This window comes from Microbacterium sp. zg-B185, assembly GCF_030246885.1.
Lineage (GTDB): Bacteria > Actinomycetota > Actinomycetes > Actinomycetales > Microbacteriaceae > Microbacterium.
The window spans coordinates 2742021-2768571 of sequence record NZ_CP126739.1; the positions used below are offsets into that span (position 1 = coordinate 2742021).

Annotated in this window: 21 protein-coding genes; 7 read left to right on the plus strand and 14 right to left on the minus strand. The window is 70.4% G+C overall.

Annotated elements, in window-relative coordinates; genetic code table 11:
• Positions 1 to 18 precede the first annotated feature (18 nt).
• Positions 19 to 1503, plus strand: a complete 1485-nt coding sequence (locus QNO12_RS13190) for a L,D-transpeptidase family protein (RefSeq protein ID WP_257503154.1) — start codon at positions 19 to 21, stop codon at positions 1501 to 1503.
• Positions 1504 to 1644: 141 nt separating this feature from the next.
• Here QNO12_RS13190 and QNO12_RS13195 read toward each other — a convergent pair whose 3' ends face one another.
• Entirely contained in the window at positions 1645 to 3864 is a 2220-nt protein-coding gene (locus QNO12_RS13195; protein WP_257503155.1) for an NADP-dependent isocitrate dehydrogenase, read from the minus strand.
• A 143-nt stretch (positions 3865 to 4007) separates the two neighbouring features.
• Here QNO12_RS13195 and QNO12_RS13200 point away from each other — a divergent pair, with 143 nt between their 5' ends.
• Both QNO12_RS13200 and QNO12_RS13205 read left to right on the plus strand, forming a co-directional pair.
• Positions 4008 to 4460 carry a GNAT family N-acetyltransferase gene (locus QNO12_RS13200; protein ID WP_257503156.1) on the plus strand — a complete coding sequence of 151 codons (453 nt, stop codon included), beginning with the start codon at positions 4008 to 4010 and terminating at the stop codon, positions 4458 to 4460.
• Between the two features lie 255 nt (positions 4461 to 4715).
• Positions 4716 to 5549 (plus strand): endonuclease domain-containing protein, encoded by an 834-nt coding sequence (locus QNO12_RS13205; RefSeq protein ID WP_257503157.1) that lies wholly within the window; start codon positions 4716 to 4718, stop codon positions 5547 to 5549.
• 211 nt (positions 5550 to 5760) lie between these two features.
• Here QNO12_RS13205 and QNO12_RS13210 read toward each other — a convergent pair whose 3' ends face one another.
• The 5 genes from QNO12_RS13210 to QNO12_RS13230 form a co-directional block, all read right to left on the minus strand.
• Positions 5761 to 5886, minus strand: a complete 126-nt coding sequence (locus QNO12_RS13210) for a hypothetical protein (RefSeq protein ID WP_257503158.1) — start codon at positions 5884 to 5886, stop codon at positions 5761 to 5763.
• Positions 5887 to 6018: 132 nt separating this feature from the next.
• Positions 6019 to 7836, minus strand: coding sequence for an ABC transporter ATP-binding protein (locus tag QNO12_RS13215; RefSeq protein ID WP_257503159.1), 1818 nt, complete (start codon positions 7834 to 7836; stop codon positions 6019 to 6021).
• Positions 7833 to 9656, minus strand: a complete 1824-nt coding sequence (locus QNO12_RS13220) for an ABC transporter ATP-binding protein (protein WP_257503160.1) — start codon at positions 9654 to 9656, stop codon at positions 7833 to 7835. Before QNO12_RS13220 ends, QNO12_RS13215 begins: the two co-directional genes overlap by 4 nt.
• Positions 9657 to 9966: 310 nt before the next feature.
• Positions 9967 to 10536, minus strand: a complete 570-nt coding sequence (locus QNO12_RS13225) for a methylated-DNA--[protein]-cysteine S-methyltransferase (protein WP_257503161.1) — start codon at positions 10534 to 10536, stop codon at positions 9967 to 9969.
• Positions 10533 to 12137 (minus strand): DNA-3-methyladenine glycosylase 2 family protein, encoded by a 1605-nt coding sequence (locus tag QNO12_RS13230; RefSeq protein WP_374761040.1) that lies wholly within the window; start codon positions 12135 to 12137, stop codon positions 10533 to 10535. The genes QNO12_RS13225 and QNO12_RS13230 overlap by 4 nt, the downstream gene beginning before the upstream one ends.
• A 158-nt stretch (positions 12138 to 12295) precedes the next feature.
• Here QNO12_RS13230 and QNO12_RS13235 point away from each other — a divergent pair, with 158 nt between their 5' ends.
• The gene (locus QNO12_RS13235; RefSeq protein ID WP_257503162.1) at positions 12296 to 13723 is read left to right on the plus strand and encodes a dihydrolipoyl dehydrogenase family protein; all 1428 of its coding nucleotides are present in this window, start codon (positions 12296 to 12298) and stop codon (positions 13721 to 13723) included.
• Between the two features lie 100 nt (positions 13724 to 13823).
• Here QNO12_RS13235 and purH read toward each other — a convergent pair whose 3' ends face one another.
• The 3 genes from purH to QNO12_RS13250 are packed head-to-tail and all read right to left on the minus strand — an operon-like array spanning position 13824 to position 17743.
• Positions 13824 to 15428: a bifunctional phosphoribosylaminoimidazolecarboxamide formyltransferase/IMP cyclohydrolase gene (gene purH / locus QNO12_RS13240; protein ID WP_257503163.1), complete on the minus strand. Its 1605-nt coding sequence runs from the start codon at positions 15426 to 15428 to the stop codon at positions 13824 to 13826.
• 34 nt (positions 15429 to 15462) lie between these two features.
• Positions 15463 to 16050 (minus strand): phosphoribosylglycinamide formyltransferase, encoded by a 588-nt coding sequence (gene purN, locus QNO12_RS13245; RefSeq protein WP_257503164.1) that lies wholly within the window; start codon positions 16048 to 16050, stop codon positions 15463 to 15465.
• Positions 16051 to 16054: 4 nt separating this feature from the next.
• Entirely contained in the window at positions 16055 to 17743 is a 1689-nt protein-coding gene (locus tag QNO12_RS13250) for a cell division protein PerM (protein ID WP_257503165.1), read from the minus strand.
• A 163-nt stretch (positions 17744 to 17906) separates the two neighbouring features.
• On the opposite strand from QNO12_RS13250, the gene QNO12_RS13255 reads away from it, so the two are divergent.
• Positions 17907 to 19388 carry an NCS2 family permease gene (locus QNO12_RS13255; RefSeq protein WP_257503166.1) on the plus strand — a complete coding sequence of 494 codons (1482 nt, stop codon included), beginning with the start codon at positions 17907 to 17909 and terminating at the stop codon, positions 19386 to 19388.
• Between the two features lie 63 nt (positions 19389 to 19451).
• Here QNO12_RS13255 and QNO12_RS13260 read toward each other — a convergent pair whose 3' ends face one another.
• The 4 genes from QNO12_RS13260 to QNO12_RS13275 all read right to left on the minus strand — a co-directional run bounded on the left by QNO12_RS13260 (position 19452) and on the right by QNO12_RS13275 (position 23700).
• Positions 19452 to 19892, minus strand: a complete 441-nt coding sequence (locus QNO12_RS13260) for a nitroreductase family deazaflavin-dependent oxidoreductase (RefSeq protein ID WP_257503167.1) — start codon at positions 19890 to 19892, stop codon at positions 19452 to 19454.
• 94 nt (positions 19893 to 19986) lie between these two features.
• Positions 19987 to 20889 carry a succinate--CoA ligase subunit alpha gene (gene sucD, locus QNO12_RS13265; protein ID WP_257503168.1) on the minus strand — a complete coding sequence of 301 codons (903 nt, stop codon included), beginning with the start codon at positions 20887 to 20889 and terminating at the stop codon, positions 19987 to 19989.
• 31 nt (positions 20890 to 20920) lie between these two features.
• Entirely contained in the window at positions 20921 to 22084 is a 1164-nt protein-coding gene (gene sucC, locus QNO12_RS13270) for an ADP-forming succinate--CoA ligase subunit beta (RefSeq protein WP_257503169.1), read from the minus strand.
• An 83-nt stretch (positions 22085 to 22167) separates the two neighbouring features.
• A complete protein-coding gene (locus QNO12_RS13275) occupies positions 22168 to 23700 on the minus strand; it encodes an FAD-dependent oxidoreductase (RefSeq protein WP_257503170.1) in 1533 nt (510 codons plus the stop codon).
• 121 nt (positions 23701 to 23821) lie between these two features.
• On the opposite strand from QNO12_RS13275, the gene QNO12_RS13280 reads away from it, so the two are divergent.
• Both QNO12_RS13280 and QNO12_RS13285 read left to right on the plus strand, forming a co-directional pair.
• Entirely contained in the window at positions 23822 to 24499 is a 678-nt protein-coding gene (locus QNO12_RS13280) for a TetR/AcrR family transcriptional regulator (RefSeq protein WP_257503171.1), read from the plus strand.
• A gap of 217 nt (positions 24500 to 24716) precedes the next feature.
• The gene (locus tag QNO12_RS13285) at positions 24717 to 25949 is read left to right on the plus strand and encodes an acyl-CoA dehydrogenase family protein (protein ID WP_257503172.1); all 1233 of its coding nucleotides are present in this window, start codon (positions 24717 to 24719) and stop codon (positions 25947 to 25949) included.
• A gap of 76 nt (positions 25950 to 26025) precedes the next feature.
• On the opposite strand, the gene QNO12_RS13290 is transcribed toward QNO12_RS13285, so the two are convergent.
• Entirely contained in the window at positions 26026 to 26454 is a 429-nt protein-coding gene (locus tag QNO12_RS13290) for a VOC family protein (protein ID WP_257503173.1), read from the minus strand.
• Positions 26455 to 26551: the final 97 nt, after the last annotated feature.

Sequence of the window (26551 nt, forward strand, 5' to 3'; positions counted from 1 at the left end):
CAGCCGGGGGGTGATGGCATGACCGATCTGGCCACCAGGCCCGGCGCCGAGGGGGCACCGCACGACGGCGCCGCGACGGAAGTCATCTCCGCGGACGGCGACGGTGATGCACCCAACTACGCGTGGGCACCGGCCGATCCGGCGCCGCGCAAACGCCGGCGCGGCCTGTGGATCGGCATCCCTGCCGGCATCGCCGTGGTGGGGCTGGTCGCCACCTCGCTGGTTCTGATCGCGCCCGGCACATCGGTGGCCGGGGTGCCCGTCGGCTGGCTCACTCCGGGCGCTGCTGCGGATGCGATCGAGGGACGTCTGGCGCAGACAACGATCGTGCTGACCGGCGCGGGCGGAGACGCCGAGATCACCGGCGCCGAACTCGGCGCATCGGTGGACGCGCGCGCTCTGGCCGACGCCGCCTTCGCACAGAACCCGATGTGGAACCCGACGACCTGGTTCTCGACGCCCGTCGACGCGCCGGTCCGGCTCGACGCGGATGCCGCGACAGCCGCACTCCGGGCCGCTGCGCCCGACCTCTACACCGATCCGGTCGATGCCACGATCGCCTTCGACGCGGCATCGGCAAGCTATGTGACGGTGCCGTCCGAACTGGGCACCGGTATCGACGTGGACGCGGTCCGCACGACGCTGGCCGAGGCGTTCGCCGCCGGTCAGACGGTCGTCGAACTCGATGCCGAGGCGGCGCCGGTCGAGGCGGAGCGTCCCACGTTCGTCGCCGCGGCGACCGTGAACACGCTCAACTCCATGCTCGACAGCGTCGGCTTCTACGTCGGTGCAGAGCGCACGGTGCCGATCGATCGCGCGGTCGCGGCATCCTGGATCACCGTGGAGCCGACCACCCGGGGAACGTTCGCGATCTCGGCCGATCCGGCCGCGATCCAGCCCGTCGTCGACGGCCTTGCGCCCCTGGTGAACCGCCCCGCTCAGAACGGCGTCGTGATCACAGACTCCCGCGGCGAAGTCCTGCGCGAGGACGCCGCGGGCATCCCGGGTCGCGAGCTCGGCGACACCTCGACGGTGGCCTCGGATTTCGCCACGCAGCTGACGTCGGGCAACGCGGCCTTCACGCTGCCGGTCACCGAGGTGGCTCCCGTGATCACCACGCTGGCCCGGCGCATCGAGGTCAATCTCAGCGAGCAGCGCACCTACCTGTTCGAAAACGGCAACGTCGTCCAGTCGTGGGCGATCTCCTCGGGCCTGCCGGGCAACGACACCGACACCGGGCACTTCCGCATAAGCTCCAAGCTCACGTCGCAGGACATGGGCGAGCTCTGCTACAACCCGAACTCGCAGAACCCGGATGCCTACTGCACCCGCAACGTGCCGTGGGTCATGTACTACAACGGCGATGAGGCGCTGCACGGTGCGTACTGGCACAGCAACTTCGGCAACGTGATGAGCCACGGCTGCGTCAACATGCCGGTCAGCGCTGCCCAGTACGTCTTCGGCTGGGCGCCGATGGGCACCGAGGTCTCCGTTCACTATTGAGCCGCATCTCGATACGCACTGCGTGCTACTCGATGACCGGGCCGCCGTCCGCACCACTCGATGACCGGGTGCGCGGCGCGGACCACCCGGCATGACGAAGGGGCGGATGCCGCGGCATCCGCCCCTTCGTCAGGACGACCGTCAGCCGATCGAGTCGACGATCGTGTTCAGCGTCTTGGACGGGCGCATGACGGCTTCGACCAGCTGCGCGTCCGGCCGGTAGTAGCCGCCGATGTCGACGGGCGATCCCTGCACGGCGAGGAGCTCGGCGACGATCTGCTCCTCATTGGCGGCCAGCGCCTCGGCGACGGGTGCGAAGAGGGCTGACAGCTCCGGATCCGCCTGCTGCTGCGCGAGCTGCTGAGCCCAGTACAGCGCGAGGTAGAAGTGGCTGCCCCGGTTGTCGATGGTGCCGAGCGCGCGCCCCGGAGACTTGTCGTTCTCCAGGAATGCGCCCGTCGCGGCATCCAGCGTGTCGGCCAGCACCTGGGCTTTGACGTTCCCGGTGAACGTCGCCAGGTGCTCGAGCGAGGCGGCGAGCGCGAAGAACTCGCCCAGCGAGTCCCAGCGCAGGTAGTTCTCCTCCAGCAGCTGCTGCACGTGCTTCGGCGCGGATCCTCCCGCGCCGGTCTCGAACAGCCCACCGCCGGCCAGCAGCGGCACGATCGAGAGCATCTTGGCGCTCGTGCCGACCTCGAGGATCGGGAACAGATCGGTGAGGTAATCGCGCAGCACGTTGCCGGTGACCGAGATCGTGTCCAGGCCCTCCCGCAGGCGGTCCAGGGAGTACTGGGTCGCGGCCGCCGGCGCGAGGATCTCGATCGTCAGCCCGTCGGTGTCGTGGTCGGCCAGGTACGTGTTCACCTTGGCGATCAATGCGGCGTCGTGCGACCGCGTCTCGTCCAGCCAGAACACGGCGGGCGCGCCGGTGGCCCGGGCGCGGGTGACGGCGAGTTTGACCCAGTCGCGGATCGCGACGTCCTTGGTCTGCGTCGCGCGCCAGATGTCGCCCGGCTGCACCGCCTGCTCGATGAGCACGTCTCCGGCGCCGTCCAGCACCTGCACGACGCCCGGAGCGGCGATCTCGAACGTCTTGTCGTGGCTGCCGTATTCCTCGGCCGCCTGCGCCATGAGGCCGACGTTCGGCACCGATCCGATCGTCGCCGGATCCAGCGGACCCCGGGCGATGACGTCCTCGATCGTGGTCTGGTAGACGCTCGCGTACGACGAATCCGGGATCACTGCGAGGGTGTCCGCCTCTCCCCCGTCGGCGCCCCAGAGCTTGCCGCCGTTGCGGATCAGGGCAGGCATCGAGGCATCCACGATGACGTCCGAGGGGACGTGCAGGTTCGTGATGCCCTTGTCGGAGTTGGTGTACGACAGTCGAGGACCGCGTGCCAGATCGGCGGCGATGGCCGCGGCGATCTCGTCTCCGCCCGCCACGGACGGCAGTCCCGCGAGGATGGCGGCGAGGCCGTCGTTCGCGGTCAGGCCGGCCTCGGCGATGGCATCGCCGTACCGTGCGAACACATCCGCGAAGTAGGCGCGCACGACGTGGCCGAAGATGATCGGATCGCTGACCTTCATCATCGTGGCCTTGAGGTGGACGGAGTACAGCACGTCATCCGCCTTCGCGGCGGCCAGCGTGTCGGCCAGGAAGGAATCCAGCGCCGCTGCGGACAGGAAGGTCGCGTCGATGATCTCGCCGGGCAGCACCTTCAGGCCGGTCTTGAGCGGGGTGACAGTGCCGTCTTCGGCGACGTGCTGGATCGTGAGGACATCGTCGGCGGAGATCACGACGGACTGCTCGTTGGACTTGAAGTCGTCGTGGCCCATCGTCACCACGCGCGTCTTGGAGCCCGCCGCGAACGGCTTGTTGCGGTGCGGGTGCTTGCGCGCATAGTTCTTCACCGACAGCGGGGCGCGCCGGTCGCTGTTGCCCTCGCGCAACACCGGGTTGACGGCCGATCCTTTGATGCGGTCGTAGCGCGCCCGGACATCCTTCTCCTCGAGCGTCTGCGGCTCATCCGGATAGTCCGGGATATCGAAGCCCTGGCTCTGCAGCTCCGCGATCGCGGCCTTCAGCTGGGGGATCGACGCCGAGATGTTGGGGAGCTTGATGATGTTGGCCTCGGGCAGCGTTGCCAGGCCGCCCAACTCGGCGAGCGCGTCACCGACCTGCTGCTCCGGCGTGAGCTGCTGGGGGAACGCGGCCAGCACCCGCCCCGCGAGGGAGATGTCCCTCGTCTCGACATCGACCCCCGCCTGGCTGGTGACAGCCTTCACGATCGGCAGGAACGAGGCGGTGGCAAGCGCCGGAGCCTCGTCGGTGTGGGTGTAGAAGATGGTCGAGTCGGTCACCTGGTTGTCTCCGTTCGGGTGGTCATTCCAGCCTAACGCAAGGGCAAAGTATCTCGACATCGAGATATCTCGGGATATGAAATCCAGGTTAACCTCACGCCCCCGACATGCCCCGATGCCCTGCTTGCGGCTAGCCTGTGGCTATGGCTGAGCTGAGACTGGTCGAACTGTCCGCCGCGACGATCGTGGCGGTCAACAACATGTCCCTCAAGCCAGGCCAGGAGCAGTATCTGGCTCCGGTGAGCTACGGGATCGCCGCGACCGTGATCAACCCGCAGACGTCGTGGCAGCGAGTGGTGCTCGACGCCAATGAGGTCGTCGGCTTCGTGAGCGCCAATTTCGACCCGGAGGCTCCCGAGGAGCACTTCAAGTCCGTCCTCTGGCGGATCAACGTGGATGCCGACGACCAGGGTCGAGGCGTCGGGCGGTTCGCGGTGCAGAAGCTGCTCGAAGAGGCGCGAGCCCGCGGCATGGATCGCGTCAACGTGATCTATGAGGCCGGCGAGGGCGGGCCGCAGGCGTTCTTCGAACGCGTCGGCTTCACGCCCGTCGGCGAGACGGAGTACGGCGAGGTCATCGCCGAGGTCCGCCTCTAAAACGCTGCCCGGGTTCGCGCGGGGCTCGAACTCGGTTCTCGGATTCGGATGCCGGCAGCGGATTCGGGCGGGGACCTGCGGGGCGTCCGATTCTGGTGCGGATCTCCTATATCGCGCGCAGCCGCGGCCGCGCGGCCGCGTGCAGCCGCGCCGCCCCCGGCGCGTCGCCTCCTCCCCCGCTCCACCTCTGGCTCGACACTGCACGCCTCACTCGTCCGCCGGCCGCGGCATCCCCCCAGCGGGCATTCTGGCGCTGTGGACATCGCGCAGTGGGTGACGGACCGTGGCGGCATCGTTCATCGCAGTGACCTGCTCGAGCGCGGCGTGACCGCGACGGCCCTGCGGGCCGCGATCGCCGGCGGCGTGCTGACACGCGTGCGACGGTACTGGGTCGCCACGTCCGTCGCGTCGACGGCGCTGACCGTCGCCGCACGGTGCACCGGAGTGCTCGCGTGCGTATCCGCGGCCCGCGTGCGCGGGTGGTGGATACCGGACGGCGTCGACGGCGGCATCCATCTCCGCCTGACCGCGCATGCCGCGGCGCCGCCCGCGGATGTGACTGCGCATTGGGACCGGCCGATCGTGCCGACCTCGCCGCGAGTCCTGGTCGAGTCGGTCGAGGACGCGCTGAACCACATCGCGCGATGCCTGCCGAGGGAACCTGCCCTCGCCGTCTGGGAGTCAGCGGCGAGGATCGAGCGGCTGTCGGCAGAGAGCCTGCAGCGGGTGCAGTGGACCGCCAGGGCCGCGCGGGAGTGCGCGGCGGCGGTCACAGGGCTTTCCGATTCCGGGCTCGAGACGCTGTTCGTGGTGCGTCTGAGGCCGTGGGGGATTCCGATCCGGCAGCAGATCGTGCTGGCGGGCAGACGGGTGGACGTGCTCATCGGGGAGCGACTGGTGGTGCAGATCGATGGATTCGCGTTCCACTCGTCGGCCGCCGATCGCGGCAGGGACGTCGCCCATGATCGGGAGCTGGTGCTGCGGGGCTATACGGTCCTGCGGTTCACCTACGCGCAGGTCATTCACGAGTGGCCGGCCGTCGAGCGGGCAGTCGCCCGGGCCGTCGCGGCCGGCGCGCACCGCAGGTGACCCGCTTTGCCGCTTCCCGGATTCGGATGCCGGCAGCGGATTCCGGGCGGGGACGCGCGGGGCGTCCGAATCGGGTGCGGATCTCCTCTTCCGCGCGCCGCTGCGGCCGCGCCGCTGCGGCCGCGCAGCACCTGCGCCGCGCCGGCGCCGGACAGACGGACGGGCGGCCCGCTGGACCGAAGTCCGGCGAGCCGCCCCGTAGCATCGAGGATTACGCGCCCTTGCGGGGCTTGAAGACGTTCGTCTCCTGGGACTTCTCGCGCTTGGCGGCGCGCTTCTCCTTGAGAGTCTGCTGCGGAGCCTTCTTGTTCGTCGCGCTGGGGGGCTTGTTGGCCATCTGGACTCGCTTCCCTTCGGTGAGCTGGCGTGTTCCCCGAGACCATAGCCCACTTCCCGGCGAAAAGCATTTCCTGGTCAGACGCGAAAAACGCGCCAGCGGATTCCGTCCCGGAAAACCCCGACGGCGTGGTCAGACCAGCGACTCCCGCCATGCGGCGTGCAGCTGCGAGAACTTGCCGGCGCCCGCGATCAGGGTCGCCGGGGTGTCGTCCTCGATGATCTCGCCGTTCTCCATGACCAGCACGCGATCGGCGATCGCCACGGTCGACAGACGGTGCGCGATGATGATCGCGGTCCGGTCGGCCAGGAGCGTCTGCAACGCGTCCTGGATCTGACGCTCCGAGGGCATGTCCAGCGACGCGGTCGCTTCGTCGAGGATCAGCACGGCGGGGTTGGCCAGGAACGCCCGCGCGAACGAGATGAGCTGACGCTGACCGGCCGACACGCGTCCGCCGCGCTTGTTGACGTCCGTGTCGTAGCCGTCCGGGAGAGCCTCGATGAACGCCTCGGCTCCGACCGCACGCGCGGCTGCACGGATCTCGTCCATGGTCGCGTCGGGCTTGCCGAATGCGATGTTGTCGGCGACCGTCCCGCTGAACAGGTACGCCTCCTGCGTCACCATGACGATGGCGCGGCGCAGGTCCTTCGGATGCAGCTGACGCAGGTCGATGCCGTCCAGGGTCACGCGGCCGCGGGTCGGGTCGTAGAAGCGCGAGACGAGCTTGGCGAGGGTCGACTTGCCGGCACCGGTCGTGCCGACCAGCGCGACGGTCTGACCCGCCGGGATGTCGAGGGTGAAATCCGGCAGGATCGTCTTCCCGCCGCCGTAGCCGAAGCGCACGCGGTCGAAGTGGATGTGCCCGCGCGCCTCCCACAGATCGACCGGCTGGACCGGATCGGGAACGGTGGGTTCCTCCTCCAGGACACCCGACACCTTCTCCAGCGCCGCCGTCGCGGACTGGTAGGAGTTCAGGAAGAAGGCGACCTCCTGCAGCGGAGCGAAGAAGTTGCGCACGTACAGCACAGCCGCGATGAGCGTGCCGATCTCGTACACGCCCGGCTCGATGCGCACGCCGCCCCAGAACACCACGAGCGCCAGCGAGACCGACGCAACCGCCATCAGCCCGGGCTCGAAGGTGCCGAAGAGGCGGATCGAGGCCATGTTGACGTCGCGGTAGTCGCTGGCCAGCTCGCCGAACTCGTCGTCGTTTCGCGCCTCCTTGCGGAACGCCTTGACCGCACGGATGCCGGTCATCGTCTCGACGAACTTCACGATGACCTTGGCGCTGATCACGCGCGACTCCCGGTAGACCCGCTGCGAGCGCATGTAGAACCACCGCATCAGCAGGAACAGCGGCAGCCCCATGACGATGAGGATCACGCCCGACTGCCAGTCCAGCAGCAGGAGCGCGATCAGCGTGAAGCCGCCGTAGAGGATGCCGGAGACCAGCTCGTTCAGGCCGCCGTCCAGCAATTCCCGGATGGTGTCCAGGTCGCTGGTCTGCCGCGAGATGATGCGTCCCGACGTGTACGACTCGTGGAATTCCAGGCTCAGCCGCTGGGTGTGCAGGAAGATGCGCTTGCGCAGATCGAACATGATCGCCTGCGTGAGGCGCGCCGTCACGACGACGTACCATCCGATCAGGCCGGCGCCGCCCAGCGCGGTGATCAGATACACGACCACCACGCCGATGGTCGGCATCCAATCCATCCGGTCGATGACCGCCGGCAGCGCCGTGTTCAGACCGTATGCGATCAGTGCCGGACCGGCCACCCGCAGCGCCGTGGAGACGATCAGCACGGCCGCGGCCAGCACCAGCTGCCATTTCAGCGGCGAGACGAGCGAGCCCAGGAGGCGCAGCGAGCGGCGCCGGATCGTGCGGCTCTCTTCGCGCGTGTAGTCCGAGCGGTCTTCGCCGCTGGTTCCTTCGACTGTTGCCGTGCTCACAGGTTCACCTCCGTTTCGCGGGTACGCGCTTGTTCGTTCTCCAGGCTGGAGATGACGTGCCGGTAGTGCTCGCTCTCGCGCAGCAGGTCGCTGTGGCGGCCGACGGCGGTGATGCGGCCGGACTCCAGCAGGGCGACGCGGTCGGCGAGCATGACCGTCGAGGGACGGTGCGCGACGACGAGCGCCGTGGTGCTGTGCAGCACCTCGCGCAGCGCGTCCTCGACCAGCGCCTCGGTGTCCACGTCCAGGGCCGAGAGCGGGTCATCGAGCACGAGGACGGCCGGACGCGCGGCGACCGCGCGCGCAAGCGCCAGGCGCTGTCGCTGCCCACCGGACAGGCTCAGTCCCTCCTCGCCGATGACGGTGTCCACGCCGAACGGAAGGTCGTCCACGAAGCCCGCCTGGGCGACCGCGAGCGCCTCGCGCAGCACGGCCTCCGCCTCCGCACTGCCGGGGGTCAGATCCTCCCGGCCGAGCAGCACGTTGTCCCGCACCGTCTGCGAGAACAGCGTCGCGTCCTCGAACGCCATGCCCACATGCCGGCGCAGCTCACGCAGAGTGAGATCGCGCACGTCCACACCGTCGAGGGTGACCCGGCCGCCGGTCACGTCGTACAGGCGGGACGGCAGCGTGGTCAGCGTCGTCTTGCCCGAACCGGTCAGCCCGACCAGTGCCATCGTCTCTCCGGGCTGCAGCACGAGGTCGATGCCGTCGATGAGATCCCGTTCGGATGCCGCGGCATCCTGATACCGGAAATGCACGCCTTCGAAGGCGAGCTCCCCGCGCGGGTGCGCGATCGTGAGCGGCGTCGCCGGGTCGGTGATGGTGTTCTGCTCGTCCAGGACCTCGAAGATCCGGTCGGTGGCGGTGCGCGCGTCCAGCGTGAACGAGAACAGGAATCCGATGGACTCCATGGGCCACCGCAGCACGGTCGCCATCGCGAAGAACGCGATCAGCTCGGGCAGGGTGAACTGGCCCAGCTGGACGAGGTAGATTCCCGCGCCGAGGCACAGCGCGAAGGCGAGGTCGGGCAGCAGGACCAGCCAGAACCAGATGATCCCGACCGCACGGGCCTTGTTCAGCTCGGTCTGGCGGAGGGTCTCGGCCTGCTTGGCGAACTTCTGCAGCGCGTGCTTGCCGCGTCCGAAGGCCTTCAGGACGCGGATGCCGTGCACGCTCTCCTCGACCGAGGTGGCCAGGTCGCCGGCCTGATCCTGACTCTGCCGCGCGAGTGTGCCGTAGGTCTTCTCGAAGCGGTAGCCGGTGTACCACAGCGGCAGTGAGCAGACCAGGAAGATCGTGCCGAGCAGCCAGTGCCACCGGAACAGCAGCACCGTGCCCACCAGGATCGTCAGCACGTTGACCACCAGCAGGAGCAGGCCGAACGCCATCCAGCGGCGCAGCATGCTGATGTCCTGCATCATGCGGCTGAGCAGCTGACCCGACTGCCAGCGATCGTGGAAGGACACCGGGAGTCGCTGCAGGCGCGCGTAGAAGCCCCGGCGCAGGTCGTACTCGACTTTCGTGGCCGGACCGAGGACGAACCAGCGGCGCAACCAGACCATGACCGCCTCGAGCAGTCCGAGCACCAGGATCGCGGCCGCCCCCCATGCGATCTGGCCGGCGTCGCCGGACGCGATCGGCCCGCGCACGATCACCTCCAGCACGAGCGGGATGCTCAGCGCGAGCAGGCTCGCGATCAACGCGCTGAGCGCGCCGAGGCTGAGCCTGCCCAGCACGGGCTTGGCGAACGGGAGCAGACGCAGCAGCGCCCTCGGGGTGGAGAGGCGGCCGTCGTGTGGTGAGGGGGTGGAGGTCATGATCCTTGTGGGAGTCGCACGAAGTGGAGAAGGGGTTGGCAAGAGGGCGCCCGGAACAGCGGCGACAGCGCTGACGCCTGTCGAACGGAACGCGCGGTGGCGCGGCCTGTGCGTGCTCGGTTCAGTCCCGAGAGCGGTCAGCCGAGGAGCCCGGCGGTTCCGTTCGGGTCGCGGAGGACGATGGCAGCGATCGGCGTGACGGCGATGGCGATCGTGTTCATGACATCCTCCTTCGGCTGACGCGCGAGGGCGCGGCGACAGCCCTCCAGCCTATCCCCGCGCCTCGCCCGACACAACCGCCCCGCTCCTGTCATCCGTGTCCCACTTCGGCATCCCCCGCCCGGCGTGTCGCATGCACAAGTGGGACACCACCGACCGGCCGGGGTCGGGCGGCGGCTTCGCGGGCCAGCAGCCCCCGCTTCACATCCAGGCCCCACGCGAACCCGCCGAGCGACCCGTCCGAGCGCAGCACGCGGTGGCACGGCACGAACAGCGCGGGCGCGTTGCGGGCGCAGATGGATGCCGCGGCCCGCACGGCGCTGGGCTGCCCGAGCGCGACGGCGAACTCCGCATACGACAGCGGGCGCCCCGGTGGAATGGCCCGCAGCGCCCGCCATCCCGCCGCCTGCATCACGGTGCCCTCCTGGGCGACCGGGACGCCGTCGATCGCCGTCAGATCGCCGGCGTAGTACGCCAGAGCGGATGCCGCAGCATCCGTCTCCGCCTCGCGCACGGTGTCCGGTCGCAGGCGGGGATGGATCCGGGCGAGCGTCGCGGCCGGATCGGCGGTCCAGCCCGAGGCCAGGACGCGGCCCCTTCCGTCGGCGACGAGCGTGAACGCCCCGTCCGGGGTGTCGATGGTCTGGATGCTGGCGGTCATGTCGCGTCCTCCTCGGTGCTCGGCAGCGGTCGTCCGGGTGTATGCGGGTGGGCGGGATCCGGCGTCCCCGGCCCGGGGCGGCGCGCATCCGACGTCTCCGCCGGATCTGCGCCGGGGGTGGCGCCGCGGCGGCGCGCCACCCGGGGCGGGACGGCGCGCCACAGGTGCGCGGTGAAGTAGCTGCGCCACGGGGCCGTCCGCGCGGCCCACGCCTGCAGGGCGCGGGCATCGGCCGGCAGCCCGACCGCGGCTGCGCCGGTGCGCACCGCGACGTCGCCGGGCAGGAACACATCGGTGTCGCCGAGGACGCGCATCCGGACGTAGTCAGCCGTCCACGGTCCCACGCCGGGCAGGGCGAGCAGGGCCGCACGCTGGTCGGCGGCCGCATCGCCCGGTCCGAGCTGGAGGGAGCCGTCGGCGAGGGCGGCGGCAGCGCCGACCAGCGCGCGGATGCGTGCGGCCGGCCCGCGCAGGACCTCGTGCCCGTGCTCGGCGATCGCGGCCATCGTGGGGAACAGGCGCGCCTCTCCCCCGCTGCCGCCGATGGCCACCGGCTCCCCGAGGGCGTCGGCCAGCGCGGTCAGCGCGGTCCGCGCCGCCGACACCGTGATCTGCTGGCCGACCATCGCTCGGATGAGCATCTCGTGCGGGTCGGCGGAGCCGGGCACACGGATGCCGGGTACGCGCGCGACGAGCGGGGTGAGTTCGGGATGCCGCGACAACGCCGCGTCGATCGCGATCGGGTCCGCGTCCAGGTCGAACAGGCGGCGGGCGCGCGTGACCAGCGTCGACAGATCACCCGGCTGGGTCAGGCGTGCCCGCAGGCGCACGCGCCCCGCGGAGTCGACGCGCAGCTCGAACCACGCAGGCCCCCCGGGCAGCCGCAGCGTCCGCGCGAACGAGGCGGGGGTCGCCGTCTCTACTCCGCTCACGGCTCGCGCGCTCATCCACGCGAACAGACCCGCCGCGTCGAACGGGCCACGGTGCGGCAGGACGAGGTCGATGACACCGTCGAGTGATTCCGCGCCGCTGCCGCGACGGCGGCGCGCCCGCAGCTCCAGCGGCGGCATCCCGAACACCTCGCGCACCGTCTCGTTGAACTGCCGGACACTGGTGAACCCGGCGGAGAAGGCGACATCGGCGACGGGCAGGTCGGTGCCCACCAGCAGCATCCGCGCGGTGTGCGCGCGATGTGCCCGGCTCAGAGCGAGCGGTCCGGCACCGAGCTCGGCGGTCAGCAGGCGGGTGAGGTGGCGCGGCGAATACCCGAGGCGGTCGGCCAGGCCGGGGACGCCCTCGCGCTCGATCACGCCGTCCGCGATCAGCCGCATGGCGCGGGCGGTGGTGTCCCCGCGCAGATCCCATTCCGGGGACCCCGGTGCCGCCTCGGGCAGGCAGCGCTTGCACGCCCGATAGCCGGCTTCGTGCGCGGCCGCGCTGGTGGCGAAGAAGGAGACGTTGGCCGGCTTGGGCGTGCGGGCGGGGCAGCTCGGTCGGCAGTAGATGCCGGTCGAGCGCACGGCCGTCACGAACTGCCCGTCGAAGCGGGGGTCCCGCGACTGGATCGCGCCGTACCGCTCATCGAACGACAGGGGCCGCATCCGCCCGGCGGCGGTGGTCATGGGACTGGTCACGTGTTCCACAATGCCACGCTCCGCGGCCCCGGACTGGCGGAAATCGGACACGGCGGTGCGGCCCTGACGTCTGTGCTCGGAACGGATCCCGACCCGGTCCGGGCCTGGGGCGCTAGCGTGAGCAGATGAGCGCGCGTGAGTACGACGTCATCGTGATCGGGGCGGGCGCGGTGGGCGAGAACGTCGCCGATCGCGCGGTCCAGGGCGGTATGTCGACCGTCATCGTCGAGGCGGAACTGGTCGGCGGCGAATGCTCCTACTGGGCATGCATGCCCTCCAAGGCGCTGCTGCGCAGTGCGGCGGCGCTGCGCGCCGCGCGGGATGTCGACGGGGCGAAGCAGGCGGTCACCGGCGAGGTGGACGTCGCGGGTGTGCTGCGGCGCCGCAACCGCATCACCCACGACTGGGATGACGCGTCGCAGGTGAGCTGGCTGGACGGCGCCGGCATCGATCTCCTGCGCGGTCACGCCGAGTTCACCGGCGTCAAACGCGTCCGGGTGACCGCCGCAGACGGCACCGTGACCGACCTGGTCGCCCGCCACGCCGTCGCCGTCGCCACCGGATCGGCACCCCTGCTGCCGGACATCCCGGGTCTGCGCGAGATCGAACCGTGGACCAGCCGCGATGCCACCAGCGCACAGACGATCCCCGCGTCGCTGGCCATCCTCGGGGGCGGGGTGGTGGGCGCGGAGATGGCGACGGCGTACGCCGGCTTCGGCACCACGGTGACCCTGATCGTCCGGTCGCGGCTGCTGTCGAGCATGGAGCCGTTCGCCGGCGACCTGGTCGCCGCCTCGCTCGCCCGGCTGGGCGTCTCCCTCCGCACCGGCGTCGAGGTCACCGCGGCGCACCGCACCGACCGCAACGCCGTGCTGGCACTGTCCGACGGCGGACGTGTCGTCGCCGAGCAGGTGCTCGTCGCCGTCGGGCGCACGCCGCGCACCACGGATCTCGGCCTGGAGAGCATCGGCTTCTCGCCGGGCGCGTGGCTGAGCGTCGATGACACGCTGCTGGTGAAGGGCACCGACTGGCTGTACGCGGTGGGCGACGTGAACCATCGCGCGCTGCTGACCCACCAGGGCAAGTACCAGGCGCGTGCCGCCGGTGACGTGATCGCGGCCCGCGCGAAGGGTCACCCCGTGGCCGACGCCCCGTGGGGCGCACACGTGGCCACCGCCGATCACGACCACATCCCGCAGGTCACCTTCACCGACCCCGAGGTCGCCTCGGTCGGGCTCACCGAGGCGGCCGCCCGTGCGGCCGGACGGCGCATCCGCGTGCTCGACTACGACCTGTCCTGGATCGCGGGGGCGAGCACCTATGCGGACGCCTACCAGGGGATGGCGCGTGCCATCGTCGACGAGGACCGCGGCGTGCTGATCGGGGCCACCTTCGCCGGCGCGAACGTCGCCGAGCTGCTGCACTCCGCGACCGTGGCGATCGTCGGCGAGGTGCCGATCGAACGGCTCTGGCACGCGGTCCCGTCGTATCCGACGCTCAGCGAGGTGTGGCTGCGCTGGCTCGAGGAGTACGGCCGCCCCGCCCCCCATTGACCGCGAGAGCGGAGGGATGCCACGAGACCGGGGGCCTCGCCTCGGTCTCGTGGTGCCTATCCGGTCTCGCGGGCGGGCGGTGCGGGTGGGATTGCGGGCGTCAGTGGAAGAAGTGGCGCTCGCCGGTGAAGAACATGGGGATCCCGGCTTCCCGGGCGGCGTCGATCACCTCGTCGTCGCGCACAGATCCTCCCGGCTGGACGATTCCGCCGATTCCGGCGTCGATGAGGACCGCAGGTCCGTCGGCGAACGGGAAGAACGCATCGGATGCCGCGACCGAGCCGGCCGCGCGTGCGCCGGCCCGCTCGACGGCGAGTCGGCAGGAGTCGACGCGGTTGACCTGGCCCATTCCGATGCCGACCGTCGCCGAGCCCTTCGCGAGCACGATGGCGTTGGACTTGACCGCGCGGCAGGCCTTCCAGGCGAAGATGAAGTTGGTCATCTCCTCCTCGCTCGGGCGCTCGCCCGAGACGAGCTGCCAGTCCTTGGCGACCGACTCGATGTCGTCGGGGAAGCGGTCGGCGTCCTGCAGCAGCAGACCGCCGGAGACGAGCCGGACATCCATCCGCTCCTGCTGCCAGTCGACCGGCAGACGCAGCACGCGGAGGTTCTTCTTCAGCGCGAAGACCTCCAGCGCCTCGGGCTCGAAGTCCGGGGCCACGATGACCTCGGTGAAGATGTCCCTCATGTTCTCGGCCATCTTCAGCGTCACGCGCCGGTTCGCCGCGATCACCCCGCCGAACGCGGAGACGGGGTCGCACTCGTGTGCGCGCAGGTGCGCGCTGGCGATGGCATCCAGCGCGTTGGGCGCGCTGACCGCGATCCCGCAGGGGTTGGCGTGCTTGATGATCGCCACGGCCGGCAGCACCATGTCGAACGCGGCCCGCAGCGCGGCATCCGCGTCGATGTAGTTGTTGTACGACATGCCCTTGCCCTGCAGCTGGGTGGCCTGGGCGATGCCATGGCCGCCGACCCGCGAGTAGATCGCGGCACGCTGGTGCGAGTTCTCGCCGTACCGCAGCGTCTCCAACCGCTCGGCCTTGATCGTGAGGTGCTGAGGCAGGTCCGCGTCGGAGAGCGTCTCCTCGGCGAACCACTGGGCGACGGCGCGGTCGTAGGCGGCGGTGTGCGCGAAGGCGCGCGCGGCGAGGGCGCGGCGCTGGGCCAGGCTGGTGCCGCCGGCGGCGATCGCCTCGATGACGCCGGGGTAGGACTCGGGCGAGACGACGATGGCGACGTTGGCGTAGTTCTTCGCCGAGGCGCGCACCATGGCCGGTCCGCCGATGTCGATCTGCTCGACGACCGCGTCGCCTTCGGCGCCGGAGGCGACGGTCTCCACGAACGGGTACAGGTTCACCACGACCAGCTCGAAGGCCGCGATGCCGAGTTCGTCCAGCTGGCGCTCGTGATCCTCGAGACGCAGGTCCGCCAGGAGCCCGGCGTGCACGCCCGGGTGCAGGGTCTTGACGCGGCCGTCCAGCGACTCCGGAAAGCCGGTGACCGCGGCGACGTCGGTCACCGGGTAGCCGGCACCGCGGATGGTGGCCGCGGTGGAGCCGGTCGAGACGATCTCGATCCCGGCGCCGGCCAGCGCCTCCGCCAGCGTCAGCAGGTGGGTCTTGTCGCTGACCGAGACGAGCGCCCGGCGAACCGGAACGAGGTCGCGGTCGCGGTACAGGGACGGGTCGTGGCTGGGGCCGGCCATGGGTGCTCCTCGGGTGGGGATCAGGGGATGGGGGTCAACGGGCGGCGGCCAGATCGAGGTCGCCCGTCGCGATGCGGCGGATGACGTCGATCAGCAGCCGGCGCTCGACGGGCTTGATGCGTTCGTGCAGGGAGTGCTCGTCGTCCCCGGGGAAGACGGGGACCCGCTCCTGCGCGAGGATCGGACCGCTGTCGACACCGTTGTCGACGATGATGACGCTCGCACCGGTCTGGGCCACACCGGCGGCCAGCGCGTCGCGCACACCGTGGGGACCGGGGAACTCGGGGAGATAGGCCGGGTGCGTGTTGATGATCCGCGGGCTCCACGCCTCGACGAGAGACGCAGGCAGCAGCCGCATCAGCCCGCTCAGCACGACCAGGTCGGGGCTCCACACCTCCAGCTGGCGGCCCAGCTCGGCACCCCACTCCTCGCGCGAGTCGAACTGGCGCCACGGCACGAGCATCGTGGGGATGCCGTACTCCTCGGCATGCGCGAACCCCGCTGCCTCGCGGTCCGCTCCGACGACGACGACGCGCGCGGGGAAATCCGCTTCAGCCGCCTCATCGAGCAGGGCCCGAAGATTGGATCCCGCGCCCGAAATGAGGACGGCGACCGTGAGCACGCGCCTAGTCTATCGGCGGCAGTGGCTTCGGCCTGCGGGGCCCCAGATCGACGGTCGGGGTATCGTCCGGGTCGTCGGACCCGGTCGCGGGAGCAGGCTCGCGCTCCGGCTCCGGCTCCGGTGCGGCGTCCGGCTCCCGTGCAGCGTCGTCGAAGGCGGACCGTATCCCGTGGGCGACGGGTGTCCAAGCGCCCGGCAACTCCACCGGCTCGGTCGGTGCGCTCGAGGGTGACCATGCGAACGCCTCGGATGCGGGCTCCCCCGCAGGCTCCCCCGCAGGCTTCGCCGCGGGCTCTGCACCGTCCCGGTCCCGGTCGCTGCGGCCCGCCCTGCTGCGGCGACGCGGCGACAGCAGCAGGATGGCCGCTCCCACCAGCACCTCTGCGCCCACGGCCAGAGCCACCGGACCCGGCTGCGGCCCCACCTCGGCCAGGCGCGCCGGGCCGATCGAGCCGGAGGCCAGCAGGCAGAGCAGCGCCGCTCCAGCACCGGACAGCACAGCGATGCCGAGGGCGATCACCAGGCGCGCGCCGATCGGGTCGTCCGCTGCGTCGTCCGAGGCGCCACCCGCCGGCCCGCTGACCTCCGGAGACGGGGATGCCGCGAAGGAGCGGTGCGCATCCGAACCCGCCAGCAGTGCGCTCAGCGCCGGGCTGCGGGTGACGTCGGATGCGGCATCCCGCCCCGCCGCGGCCGGCTCTGCCAGGGTCGGTGCGGCCAGGCGCGAGCGCACGATCCAGCCGGACAGCGCCCCGAGCCCGATCGGAAGGAGCGCGAGCAGCAGCAGCCACGGTGTGGTCGATTCGGGGAGCGCACCCAGCACGGGGATGCCGGGGATCACGCCGAGCTGGGTTCCGGCCGGCGAGACCGCCGTGTCCACGCCCACCGCGAAACCCGGCCCCGCGACGAAGGACATGCCCCAGATCACGAGCGTGGGCAGGTAGGCCAGCTCCGTGAGCGTGACGATCACGGCGCCGAGCGTGTCCACGTGAGCCGCTTCGAACAGCGCGATCACCTCGCCGCCGCGCAGCAGCAGCGCGACGGCGAAAGCGAGCGCGCCCAGCCCGATCAACCCGGCGAGCACCACGGCGGTGCCGCGCGCGGTGAGACCGACGACATCCGCCCACCCGTGCGGCGCGGCCTCGACGCGGTCGCGCACCCGGGCGATCACCCCGCTGCCGGCCTCGCGCCATTCGGTCACGACGGCTCCCGCGCACAGCGGCACGGCGTACACCAGGGCAGGCATCAGGATCGCCTGCCACAGCTCGACGTCCGCGATCGCGGTGCCCGAGGTCAGGGCGATCACCCCGGCCAGCGCGGTGAACACGACAGCGCCGGTGATCACGCCGGTCACCCACGCGTCCGCCTGGGAGGCGCGCACGCCCGAGCGTGCCGCGAAGATCGCGGTGAACACGGCCAACGCGAGCGGGGCCAGCGAGAGGACGAAGGATGCTGCCGTCGGATCGATTCCGGCCACCGCCAGGTAATCGCCGGGCAGCGTGACGTGCAGGGGAACGAGATGCCCCAGCTGCCAGACGGCGGCGCCGGCCGGCCAGAGCGTCCCCCACTCCGCCGTCCCGCCCATGCCCAGCACCCACAGCACGGTGAGCGGGGCAAGGGTCGCCGCGATACCGACCGCCGCCGCGATGGCGGCGTCGACGGCGGCGAGAAGAAGGACGATCAGGCGATGCATGCGTCATCGACCCTAGTTCGACAGGCGCGGCGATCCCGGCGCACACGCACGCCTCGCTCACCTCGACATCGGCGGCACCTCCGGCCGGCCCGCGGACCCCGCGCTGAACCGGCGGTCAGAGGAGCGGCATCCATTCCGATAGCGTCTTCGTCGGAGGTCATTCATGAGCACAGTACCCACGTCCCCGCCCGAGAGCACCGAGGCGGTCGAGACGCGCACGCCCCGCAACGCCTTCGATCGCTTCTTCGAGATCAGCAAACGCGGCTCCACGCTCTCCGCCGAGATCCGCGGCGGCCTGGTCACGTTCGTGACGATGGCCTACATCGTGATCCTGAACCCGATCATCCTCTCCAGCGGCACGGACGTCGCCGGCGACACCCTCGGCTTCACCCAGGTGGCCGCCGCGACCGCGCTCACCGCCGGTGTCATGACGGTCCTCTTCGGGCTGGTCACCCGCCTGCCGTTCGCGTTCGCGGCCGGGTTGGGCATCAACTCCTTCCTCGCCGTGTCGGTCGTCGGGCAGGTGACATGGGCCGAGGCGATGGGCCTGGTCGTCATCAACGGGCTCATCATCGTGCTGCTGGCCGCCACCGGCCTGCGGCGCATGATCTTCAACGCGGTCCCCATGCAGCTGAAGATCGCGATCACCGTCGGCATCGGCCTGTTCATCGCGTTCATCGGATTCGTCGATGCCGGCTTCGTCACCGCGACCGGTGCATCCTCCCCTCCGGTCGGCCTCGGCGTGGAAGGCTCGATCGGCACGGTTCCGACGCTCATCTTCGTCTTCACCCTCCTGCTCACCGGCATCCTGGTCGCCCGCAAGGTCAAGGGCGGCATCCTGATCGGACTGGTCACCGGCAGTGTCGTCGCGGTGATCGTCGAGGCCATCTGGAACCTCGGACCGCGCTTCGCGGACGACGGCACGATGAACCCGGGCGGCTGGGGTCTTTCGGTCCCCGAGCTTCCCGCGTCGCTGGTCAGCGTCCCTGACCTGTCGCTGCTCGGTCAGGTGTCCTTCGGCTCGTTCGAGCGCATCGGGGTCCTCGCCGCGCTGATGCTGGTGTTCACCCTCGTCTTCACCAACTTCTTCGACGCGATGGGCACGATGACCGGCCTGTCCAAGGAGGCCCGCCTGGCCGACGCCAAGGGCGACTTCCCGCGGATCAAGTCCGCGCTGATCGTGGAGGGCATCGGGGCGGTCGCCGGCGGCCTGACGTCCAGTTCTTCCAACACCGTGTTCATCGAGTCCGGAGCCGGCATCGGCGAGGGCGCACGCACCGGGTTCGCGAACGTGGTGACCGGCCTGCTGTTCCTGGTCGCCATGTTCTTCACTCCGCTGGCATCCATCGTCCCCACCGAGGTCGCCGCGGCGGCACTGGTGATCGTCGGGGCGATGATGATGGCGCAGATCAAGGACATCGACTTCTCGGACTTCTCGATCCTGCTGCCGGTGTTCCTCAGCGTCACCGTGATGCCGCTGACGTACTCGATCGCCAACGGCATCGGCGCCGGCTTCATCTCGTGGGTGCTGGTCCGCTCCCTCGCCGGAAAGGCGCGCGAGATCAGCCCTCTGCTGTGGGTCGTCGCCGCAGGCTTCGCGCTGTACTTCGCGCGCGGACCGGTGGAGATGCTGCTGGCGGGCTGACCGCTTCGCACGGACTTGTGCAGATGCCCCCGGGCGGGTTGACCCCCGCCGGGGGCATCGCCGTCAGGGCGCGATCGGCTCGAGCACGAAGACGGCGATCTGCCGGTCCGTGCGCTTCTGGTAGTCGTCGTACGCCGGCCAGACCGCGGTGGCGTACCCCCACCACTCGGTCCGCTCGGGCCCGGACAGCTCTCGCGCCCGGTAGTCGCGCTTGACCGCGCCGTCCTGCAGTTCCACGTGCGGGTTCGCGCGCATGTTGCCGGCCCATTTAGGCTCGTCCGGATCGCCGCCCTTGGAGGCGACCACCGCGTACCGCCCGTCGTGCTCGACGCGCATCAGAGCGGTCTTGCGCAGTCCTCCCGACTTGGCTCCGACGGTCGTCAGGACGATGATCGGCACCCCGCGCAGGAGGTTCGCCTCGGCCCCGTTGGAGGCCTCGTAGCGTTCGGCCTGGTTGCGCGCCCATTCCGATGTGCTGGGCTTGTACTGTCCGGTGAGTGGCATCTGTCCACCGTATCCGGCGGCGACACGGGCAGTGCAGCGGGAATGCGGAAGGGGGACGGATGCCGCGGCATCCGTCCCCCTTCCGCGCTGTCCGCTAGAGCGAACCGATGATCTCCCGCATCAGGTCCGCGGTCTCGGACGGCGTCTTGCCGACCTTGACCCCGGCGGCCTCGAGGGCCTCCTTCTTGGCCTGCGCCGTGCCCGCGGAGCCGGAGACGATGGCGCCGGCGTGGCCCATCGTCTTGCCCTCGGGGGCGGTGAAGCCGGCGACGTAGCCGACGACCGGCTTGGTGACGTTGGCCTTGATGTAGTCCGCCGCCCGCTCTTCGGCGTCGCCGCCGATCTCGCCGATCATGACGATCGCCTTGGTCTCGGGGTCGGCTTCGAACGCCGCGAGCGCGTCGATGTGCGTCGTGCCGATGACCGGGTCGCCACCGATGCCGATCGCGGTGGAGAAGCCGATCTCGCGCAGCTCGTACATCATCTGGTAGGTCAGGGTGCCGGATTTCGAGACGAGTCCGATCGGGCCCTTCCCTGCGATGTTGGCCGGCGTGATGCCGACCAGCGACTCGCCCGGCGTGATGATGCCGGGGCAGTTCGGCCCGATGATGCGGGTGGTGTTGCCCTTGGACTGCGCGTACGCCCAGGCCTCGGCGGTGTCGCCGACGGGGACGCCCTCGGTGATGACGACCAGCAGCGGGATGTCGGCGTCGATGGCCTCGACCATCGCGTTCTTCGTGAACGCGGGGGGCACGAACGCGATCGACACGTCGGCACCGGTCTTCTCGATGGCCTCGGCCACCGTGGCGAAGACCGGCAGCTCGACCGGGTTGCCGTCCGCGTCGTGGTGCAGCACTGTGGTGCCGGCCTTGCGGGCGTTCACGCCGCCGACGACCTGAGTGCCGGCCTTCAGCATGAGTGCCGTGTGCTTGGTGCCTTCGCCGCCGGTGATGCCCTGGACGATGACCTTGGAGTCCTTGTTGAGGAAGATCGACATATCTCTTGAATCCTTGTTTTCTCGCGGGCGATCAGGCGTTGGCCAGCTCGGCGGCCTTGTCGGCGCCTTCGTCCATGGTGTCCGCCAGGGTGACGAGGGGGTGGTTGGCATCGCGCAGGATCGCGCGGCCCTCCTCCACCTTGTTGCCGTCGAGGCGGACGACCAGCGGCTTGGTCGCCGTCGCCCCCAGCTCGGCCAGCGCGCCGACGATGCCCTTCGCGACGGCGTCGCAGGACGTGATGCCGCCGAAGACGTTCACGAAGACGCTCTTGACCTGCGGGTCGCCCAGGATGACGTCCAGGCCCGCGGCCATGACCTCGGCCGAGGCGCCGCCGCCGATGTCCAGGAAGTTCGCCGGCTTCACGCCGCCGTGGTTCTCGCCCGCATAGGCGACGACATCCAGCGTTGACATCACCAGGCCCGCGCCATTGCCGATCACGCCGACCTGCCCGTCGAGCTTGACGTAGTTCAGGTCGTTCTCCTTGGCCTTCGCCTCGAGGGGGTCGGCAGCATCCTTGTCTTCGAGCAGCGCGTGCCCGGCGTGACGGAAGTCGGCGTTCTCATCGAGGGTGACCTTGCCGTCCAGGGCGATGACGTCGCCCTCCTCGGTCAGCACCAGCGGGTTGACCTCGACCAGCGTCGCGTCCTCGCCCTTGTAGACCGAATACAGCTGAACGAACACGTCGCTGACCTTGTCGACCAGCTCGGGGGCGAAGCCGGCCGCCTCGGCGATCTCGACCGCCTTCTGCTTGTCGATGCCGGTCAGCGGGTTGACCTCCACGCGGGCCAGGGCTTCGGGGCGCTCGACCGCGAGCTCCTCGATCTCCATGCCGCCCTCGACGCTGGCCAGCGACAGGTACGCGCGGTTGGCGCGATCCAGCAGCACCGAGAAGTAGTACTCCTTGTCGATCCGGGCGCCGGCCGCGACCATGACGCGCTTGACGACGTGGCCCTTGATGTCCAGGCCGAGGATCGCCTTGGCGGCCTCGAACGCGTCGTCCGGGGTCTTGGCGACCTTCACGCCACCGGCCTTGCCGCGGCCGCCGGTCTTCACCTGCGCCTTGACCACGACGAGGCCGCCGATCTTCTCGGCTGCCGCCTTCGCCTGCTCCGGGGTGTCTGCGACGATGCCGGCGAGCACCGGCACGCCGTACTTCTCGAAAAGGTCACGTGCCTGGTACTCGTACAGATCCACAGTGCAAGCCTCCGCTGGGATGAAAGGGGAGATGACGCGAAAGCGTCTTGATGTCGAGAGAGATCGACCAATCCACAAGCGTACTACCGCGTGGTGGAAGGTCCCGACCGGCCCAGGCGCGGAAGGTCCTTGGTGGCGGGGCCCTCTATCCGCGTGCCGTCCGGCGCGAAGCGGGATGCGTGCAGGGGGCAGTCCCAACTGCACTCCTGGTCGTTCCAGGAAAGCACCCCGCCGAGGTGGGTGCACACCGCACTGACGGCACGGGTCGTGCCGTCGACGGTGGACACCGCCACGGGGTGGCCGCCGCGGTTGGCCACGACGCCCTGTCCCTCCGCCGGCTTGGCGACCGGGACGGGCGTTCGCTGGGCGCCGACCCAGCCCGACGCGGCCTCCCAACCGATGCGCAGGTTCTCCACGCCGCCGCGGCCGAGGTCGGCGGGCACGGTCATCCTGCGGGCGATGGTCGTCATCCACTCGGGTCGTTCACGCCACGGCACGCGCGTGATCTCGGCGGTGAGCCGAAGCGCCGCGGCCGGCCCGTTGGACAGGCCCCACTTGCCGAATCCGGTCGCGAACCGCACACGCCCGAGTCCGCGGGGCATCGCTCCGACGAAGGGCATCAGGTCGTGGGACTGGTAGTCCTGCGCGGACCACGACATCCGCGGCTGCGCACCCGGGACGTGCCGGCGCGTCCACTGGATCAGGTCCTCGACATGACCGCGTTCGGACTCGGCCCTGCCGACCGGGTGCCCGTTGCCGCCCACGATCAGCCGGGCGAGCTGACCCGGACCGTCCTCCGCCGTCACGGAGCGGATCGACCGGGTCGGGCCGTCCACCGAGAGGTACAGGCCCTCGGGCATCTCACCGTCCACGTCGAACGCGACGCAGTAGGAGCGCAGCCCGCGGGTCTTGGCGAAGTAGAAGCCCCGCTCCATGATCGGGGCAGCGGTGGCCAGCACGACCTGACCGGCGGTGGTGAACCCGGCGGTCGTCTCCACGACCGCTCGCGGCAGGACGTGCACCTGTGTGACCCGGATGCCGGTATGCAGGGTGCCTCCGGCGCCGACGAACGCGCGGGCGAGTGCCAGCGCGACCTGCTGCGGGTCGATCGCGACCTGATCGTCCAGCGCGACGGCGTCCACCATCGGGAACGGGCTGGTCCCATCCGCCAGCACGCGACGTACGTCCAGGCCCGCCTCGTGCGCGGCTGCGAGCTCCGCCTCGACGCATTCCGTTCCGTCACCGGACTGGGCGTAGGAATAGGCGGTGCGCCTGGTGTACGACACGCCCGCCTCGTCGGCGAAGCCGGTGAGCCACTCCGCGCCATCGCGGTTGGCGTCCACGTAGGCGCGGACGAGCCCGGCCGGGTGATGGCGGCGCATCGTGGAGAGCACCGTCCCCTGCAGCAACGACAGCTTCCCGGTGTTGGCGCCGGTCGCGAGATTGCCGACCTCGCGCGCTTCCAGCACCGCGACATCCAGCCCCTCGCGTGCGAGCATCAACGCCGTGGCCAGCCCGGTGATCCCGGCGCCGACGACCACCACGTCGTGCTCCCGGCCGATCTCGAACGGTGTTCCGGCGACGACGGCGCCGTCGGCCTTCCACAGGGACGTCATCGGCCCAGTGAACTCCCCCGCCGCGTCGTCGTCTACCGGCTTGACACCGCGGCCGCCCGACCGCCTGAGCCGATCGGCGGCTGCCGCACGCCGCGGAGTGCGGGGTCTAGGCTCGGTCGACATGAGCGAGACTCCGTCACCGTCGGCCGCGCGGACGCCGGTCGTGGCGGCGGCGTTGGAACTGTTCGAACGCCAGGGATTCGAAGCGACCTCCGTCGAGCAGATCGCGCGCGCCGCAGGCGTGTCGCGCAGCACGTTCTTCCGGCAGTTCGGCGGCAAGGAGGACGTGGTCTTCGCCGACCATGAAGTCCTCCTGGACGAACTGCGCGAGTGGCTGGGCGAAGGACACGACGACCCGTGGGCCGCGGTCTGCCAGGCCTCCGAGCGGGTGTTCCGCCATTTCGCCGCGGAGCCCGCCGTGGCGCGCCGCCGCTACACGGTGGTGCGCCAGGTTCCTGCGCTCCGCGAGCGCGAGATCGTCACGGTCTTCCGATACGAGCGCCTTTTCGACGACTACCTGCGCGCAGCGATTCCCGGGCTGGACCCGCTCGATGCGGTGGGCTTCTCCGCTCTGGTGGCGGCGGTGCACAATCACGTGCTGCGGCAGCTGCTCAGGGGCGCGCGCGTGCGTGTCGGCGTGCTGCGCAACGCGCTGGATGACGTGCGCCGGCGCTACGGGGTGCACCCGGACGGATCCGGCTCTGCGCCTGACGACGTCGTGGTGGCGGTGTTCCCCCGGCGGATGCCGCCCGCCGAGCTGACGAGGCGGCTGCGCGGCCGCCTGGAGTCCCCGCGCTGAGCCGCGCCCACCCCGCCCCCTCCTGCTCCCCGCTCCCGAGAGTGCACCTCCCCACTCCCGAGAGTGCACCTCCCCACTCCCGAGAGTGCACCTCCCCACTCCCGAGAGTGCACCTCCCCACTCGCGAGAGTGCACGTCCCGCCCCCGAGAGTGCACGTCCCCCCGCCTGGGATCGGGTCTCATTCCTCGCGGTACTGAGTACCGGTATCCTGTTCGCATGAGCCACACTCCCCGCCCCGGTGAGCGCACCGCCGGCTACGACGTCTCGGACCGGCTCGACACCGACTACTACGCGGTCTTCGACGACGTCCCCGCCGCCGACCGTGCGGTGTGGGACCGCGCCCGGGCTTTCGTCGAGGAGGTGCTTCCCCGAATGGACGGGCTGTGGGATCGCGGCGAGTACGACCTCGACCTGGCGCGGCGGATGGGCGAGCTCGACCTGTTCACCGACGGGCTCGTGCACGAAGGCCTCAGCCATTCCTCCCCGCTGGCGGCCGGTCTGGTGAACATGGAGATCTCGCGCGGCGACGGCTCCCTGGGCACGATCCTCGCCGTGCAGGGCGGGCTCGCGCTGCGCTCGCTCGCGCTCTTCGGCAGTGACACGCAGAAGTCGCACTGGCTCGAGCCGATCGCCCGCGGAGAGGTGCTCGCCGCATTCGCCCTGACCGAGCCGGACCACGGATCCGATTCCGTCTCGCTCGAGACCGAGGCGCGGCGGGACGGCGATTCGTGGATTCTCAACGGTGCGAAGAAGTGGATCGGCAACGGCTCTTCCGGCGGGGTCACGGTCGTCTGGGCGCGCGTGGCCGACTCGTCCGACCCCGACCACGACGGAAAGGTGCGGGCCTTCCTCGTCGCGCAGGACACGCCGGGATACGACGGCCGGCCGATCCTGGGCAAGGCGTCCCTGCGGGCGATCCACCAGGCGCACATCACGATGACCGACCTGCGGGTCCCGCTGGATTCGGTGCTGCCCGGTACGCACTCCTTCAAGGATGCCTCGACGGTGCTGTACTCGACCCGCTCGGGTGTCGCGTGGTCGGCCCTCGGACATGCCACCGCCTGCTATGAGGCCGCACTGTCGTACGCGCAGCAGCGGGTCCAGTTCGGCAAGCCCCTCGTCCGCTTCCAGATGATCCAGGAGCGCCTCACCCAGATGCTCGACGAGTTGACGGCGATGCAGCTGTTCTGTCGTCGCATGGCCGATCTGGAAACGGTCGGGCGGCTGCGGCCCACCCAGGCGTCGCTGGCGAAGTACCACAACACCAGCGCCGCGCGCCGGGTCGCGGCGATCGCCCGCGACCTGCTCGGCGGCAACGGCATCCTTCTGGAGAACCGCGTCATGCAGCACATGGCCGATATCGAGGCGATCCACACGTACGAGGGCACCGAGTCGGTGCAGGCCCTGCTCATCGGCCGCGACATCACGGGGGTGGGCGCGTTCGCCTGACCGCGGACCCGGCGGCCGACGCCGGTGCCGGCATCCGTGCGCTCGACGATCGGCGCGCAGCTCACCGGCTGAGCGCTCACTGCAGGCAGAACTCGTTGCCCTCCGGATCACGCATCTGGTAGTAGTGCTCGGGCCACGGCCCCCAGCTCTGGTCGATGAGCCGCACGACCGAGGCGCCGAGCCCGAGAAGACGATCCTTCTCGGCCTCGAGTTCCTCTGCGGTCGGCCTGCGCCCCGGCGTGGCACTGATGTCGAGGTGGAGCCGGTTGCGCCCGGACTTCGGCTCGGAGGCATGGTGGAAGAACAGACGCGGCCCGATGCCGTCGGGATCCTCCACGACCGCGCGGCTGGCCAGATCTGCGTCGGTCAGCCCCGACGCGAGCAGCTCGCTCTTGAGCGGTTCCTTCCACGTGAGCGCGCGGTAGCCGAACACTCCGGCCCAGAACCGGGCGAGTTCCGGCGGGTCATCCGCGTAGAAGGTGATGTTGCCGAGCTTCGTTGCCATCGATCGCACCCTTCTGCGCCGCGTCGGTGGGGCACGCCCGTCAGGATAGGAGGCGCTTCCGACACGACCGCTCGAGATACGCGGACGCTCGAGGTCC

Excerpts from the sequence above, each read along its gene's own strand:
- QNO12_RS13190 (WP_257503154.1), top strand. The coding sequence starts at position 19 with ATGACCGATCTGGCCACCAGGCCCGGCGCCGAGGGGGCACCGCACGAC.
- QNO12_RS13280 (WP_257503171.1), top strand. The coding sequence starts at position 23,822 with ATGAGCGAGACTCCGTCACCGTCGGCCGCGCGGACGCCGGTCGTGGCG.
- sucD (WP_257503168.1), bottom strand. The coding sequence starts at position 20,889 with ATGTCGATCTTCCTCAACAAGGACTCCAAGGTCATCGTCCAGGGCATC.
- QNO12_RS13220 (WP_257503160.1), bottom strand. The coding sequence starts at position 9,656 with ATGACCTCCACCCCCTCACCACACGACGGCCGCCTCTCCACCCCGAGG.
- purH (WP_257503163.1), bottom strand. The coding sequence starts at position 15,428 with ATGGCCGGCCCCAGCCACGACCCGTCCCTGTACCGCGACCGCGACCTC.
- QNO12_RS13260 (WP_257503167.1), bottom strand. The coding sequence starts at position 19,892 with ATGCCACTCACCGGACAGTACAAGCCCAGCACATCGGAATGGGCGCGC.
- QNO12_RS13275 (WP_257503170.1), bottom strand. The coding sequence starts at position 23,700 with ATGACGTCCCTGTGGAAGGCCGACGGCGCCGTCGTCGCCGGAACACCG.
- QNO12_RS13285 (WP_257503172.1), top strand. The coding sequence starts at position 24,717 with ATGAGCCACACTCCCCGCCCCGGTGAGCGCACCGCCGGCTACGACGTC.
- QNO12_RS13290 (WP_257503173.1), bottom strand. The coding sequence starts at position 26,454 with ATGGCAACGAAGCTCGGCAACATCACCTTCTACGCGGATGACCCGCCG.
- QNO12_RS13235 (WP_257503162.1), top strand. The coding sequence starts at position 12,296 with ATGAGCGCGCGTGAGTACGACGTCATCGTGATCGGGGCGGGCGCGGTG.
- QNO12_RS13250 (WP_257503165.1), bottom strand. The coding sequence starts at position 17,743 with ATGCATCGCCTGATCGTCCTTCTTCTCGCCGCCGTCGACGCCGCCATC.
- QNO12_RS13225 (WP_257503161.1), bottom strand. The coding sequence starts at position 10,536 with ATGACCGCCAGCATCCAGACCATCGACACCCCGGACGGGGCGTTCACG.
- QNO12_RS13230 (WP_374761040.1), bottom strand. The coding sequence starts at position 12,137 with ATGCGGCCCCTGTCGTTCGATGAGCGGTACGGCGCGATCCAGTCGCGG.
- QNO12_RS13200 (WP_257503156.1), top strand. The coding sequence starts at position 4,008 with ATGGCTGAGCTGAGACTGGTCGAACTGTCCGCCGCGACGATCGTGGCG.
- QNO12_RS13210 (WP_257503158.1), bottom strand. The coding sequence starts at position 5,886 with ATGGCCAACAAGCCCCCCAGCGCGACGAACAAGAAGGCTCCGCAGCAG.
- QNO12_RS13255 (WP_257503166.1), top strand. The coding sequence starts at position 17,907 with ATGAGCACAGTACCCACGTCCCCGCCCGAGAGCACCGAGGCGGTCGAG.